Source organism: Inquilinus sp. OTU3971, from assembly GCF_038440215.1.
In genome coordinates, this window is the sequence record NZ_JASATH010000393.1 from 1 (window position 1) to 2,139 (window position 2,139).

Genomic DNA, 2,139 nt, shown 5'->3' on the forward strand with positions numbered 1-2,139 from the left:
CCCCCCCCCCGGGGCCATGTAGGTGTGGGTGCTGTGCTGAACCCCGGCCTGGTCGATCCAGTTGGTGCCGAGGCTGCTGCAGGAGCCGGATAGCGGGGTGTTCGCCGCCGGCTGGACGTAGCTGACGCCCTTCAGCTTGTTCTCGAAATGGGTCAGCCCGTCGGTCACGAAGCCGGGCGGCGTCAGGTTGCAGGGCGTGTAGATCGTCTCGATCCCCGGCAGGTTCCACCATGCATTCGGGACGATGTCGTAGTCGTTCCAGTAGCGCAGCGAGTAGCTGAAATCGGTGCCGAACAGCGTGGCGAAATCCGCGTTGCCGACGGTCGGCGCGGCGAAGGTGGCGGGCACGATCGGGGTGGTGATGCCGAGGCTCTGCAGCCAGGGAGCGACCACGGTGGTCAGGGCGCCGCCCAGGCTGTGGCCGGTGACGACCAGCACCGGCGACTGGTTCGCCGAATCGTTGAGATAGTCGGTCACGAAATCCGACAGGCTCTGGCCGTTCGAGCTGAGCTTCTGGATGACGTCGAGGGCGGACAGGGTGCCCTTGGCGATCCGCGCCGTGCTGCTGGGCGCCCAGGGCAGCGGCACCTGGTCGGGCACCCGCAGATCCTCGAACAGCTGCTTGAGGATGCCCCAGGGGTCGTCGACATGGACGTCGGTGCCGCGCAGGCAGACCACCAGCAGCACCGGCACACCCGACGCCGCATCGGTGTAGGCGGCGGCATAGGCGAGGTTGCTGTCGTCCCAGTCCTTGGCCGGGCCCCAGACGACACTCCAGCTGCCGGTCGAGGGATCCGGCGCGTTCTCGCCCGGCGGCGGCACCGCGGGCATGGCCGCCGCGATCTGGTCGGTCTGGAAATACGAGATCTGGCACAGCTGCAGATAGCTGATCGCGAACGGAGTGGCCGGGATGCCGCCCTGACCGACGGCACCCTGCTTGATCTCCTGCGGTGTCATGACGCCTCCATCTCCGCGCGAATCTTGGCAGGCCAGCCGCACGCCTGCGCGGCAAGGCGGGCCGGACGCAATATGACCGCCCAGGGCGACGAACGGCGTCAACACCTATAAGTTGTGGAAAATGCCGATAAAATCGCCTGAACGGATGAAGACCGACATCGCGGATGCAATCCGGCGGCCGGCCCGATACTGTGAGGCCGAGCATAGACCCCTGCCCTCTGGACCTTGATGAGCCGCACCGTCCCCTCCGAAGCCGCGTCCGCCTGGCGCACCAGCATCGTCGTCAGCCCTGAGATCGGCGATGCCGTGCAGACCGCCTTCGACGACGCCTTCGCCTCGGTCGCCGCCTTCGAGATCGAGGATGGCGGCGACTGGGTGATCGAGGGCATCGACCGTACCCCGCCGGACGAGGCGGCGCTGGCCGCGCGGCTGGCCCTGGTCGCGGCGATGCTGGGCACGACGCTGCCGGCGCCGATGGTGGAGAAGGTGCCGCCGACCGACTGGCTGGCCGCGACCTACCAGGCCTTCCCGCCGCTGCGCATCGGCCGCTTCTTCATCCACGGCTCGCATATCGAGGACGCGCCGCCGCCCGGCACCATCCCGCTGTGCATCGACGCCGCCACCGCCTTCGGCTCCGGCGAGCACCCGACCACCGAGGGCTGCCTGCGCGCGCTGGACCGGCTGTCGCGCCGCCGCCGCTTCCGCCGCGTCCTCGACATGGGCTGCGGCACCGGCATCCTGTCCTTCGCCGCCGCGCGGCTGTTCCATGCGCCGGTGCTGGCCGCCGACATCGACCCGGAATCGATCCGCGTCACCCGCATCAACGCCCGGATCAACCAGCTGTCGGACCGGGTCACCGCCGTGGTCTCGAACGGCTATGCCAGCCGGGTGGTGGCGGAGCACGGCCCCTACGACCTGATCATCGCCAACATCCTGGCCCGGCCGCTGATGAGCATGGCGGCCGACCTGCGCCGCAACCTGGCGCCGGGCGGGGTGGCGATCCTGGCCGGGCTGCTGGACCGACAGGCGCCCCAGGTGCTGGCGGCGCACCGGCTGCAGCGCCTGAGCCTGGCGGACAAGATCCCGATCCGCGGCTGGCCGACGCTGATCCTGGGCTGAGGCAGCGCAGCGCACCGGCTGCAGCGGCTGTCGCTCCTGGACAAAATCGCGGCCCGTGGCCGG

The 2,139-nt window shown here is 69.8% G+C and carries 2 protein-coding genes; one reads left to right on the forward strand and one right to left on the reverse strand.

Annotation, left to right across the window (positions count from 1 at the left end; translation table 11 throughout):
• A partial coding sequence (locus tag AAHM41_RS40000) for a lipase family protein (protein WP_342242219.1) occupies positions 1-957 on the reverse strand: 957 nt, incomplete at its 3' end.
• A 228-nt stretch (positions 958-1,185) separates the two neighbouring features.
• Between AAHM41_RS40000 and AAHM41_RS40005 the strand changes: the two genes are divergently transcribed.
• The gene (locus AAHM41_RS40005; protein ID WP_342242220.1) at positions 1,186-2,076 is read left to right on the forward strand and encodes a 50S ribosomal protein L11 methyltransferase; all 891 of its coding nucleotides are present in this window, start codon (positions 1,186-1,188) and stop codon (positions 2,074-2,076) included.
• Positions 2,077-2,139 lie beyond the last annotated feature (63 nt).